The sequence below is a fragment of the Vibrio sp. 1069 genome (genome assembly GCF_033340555.1).
Window position 1 is genome coordinate 1 of record NZ_JAWOWP010000296.1, and the last position, 757, is coordinate 757.

Consider the following 757-nt stretch of genomic DNA (forward strand, 5'->3'; position numbering starts at 1 on the left):
TTTAATAAGATTCTGACAATTAGCTAAAAACACTCGTACAAAAAACAAAATACAGGCTATTTATTTACCTTACACAAACAATATAAATGTAGGATAAATATAACTAGTGAAAAAGCTTCTCGCTAATTTGTAGTTTTTTCAAAATAAAAATACACAGTGTGAATATTCTTGAGTTGTTAAATAGTCATTGAAATATCGCATTGCGTGTTTACTAGAAAGGAAGCCAATCACACATCCGTCGTGCCTTGCTTTGCTTAAAAGTACAAATCCTCTACTCTGTGCCTAATCAAATTCAATGGAATTGAAAGAATGATAAAAGGCAGTGAGTACCCTTCCATTCGTGCGTTGAGGACTTTTGTTGCTGTGGCTAACTATCTCAGCTTTTCTAAAGCCGCCGATGACCTGTGCGTAACACAAGGAGCGGTCAGTAAACAGATGGCATCTTTAGAGCAACTCGTTGGGCTTCCTCTCATTCATCGAGGGTTAAACGGCGTGGAGCTAACAGAGGAAGGAAAGCGCTATTTGCCCCAAATAACAGAAGCTCTGGAGCTCATTCAGCACGCAACCGCCAGCCTAATTCAGACCAACACCGATCAAGAGCTGTTGGTTGTCGATGTCACACCCTCATTTGCCAGTCTTTGGCTCGTGCCAAATATCGATGATTTCCACCAGCGCCATCCAAATATTCGCGTGAAAATTCTTACCGGAGATGGCGCAGTTAAAAACATTCATGGCGAAATTGATCTGCATGTGCGGT

1 protein-coding gene is annotated in these 757 nt (G+C 41.0%); it reads left to right on the plus strand.

Annotated features, from left to right (window positions below; genetic code table 11):
- Nucleotides 1-309: 309 nt before the first annotated feature.
- The coding region (locus R7040_RS26100; RefSeq protein ID WP_318097524.1) for a LysR family transcriptional regulator at nt 310-757 on the plus strand (448 nt) is incomplete at its 3' end.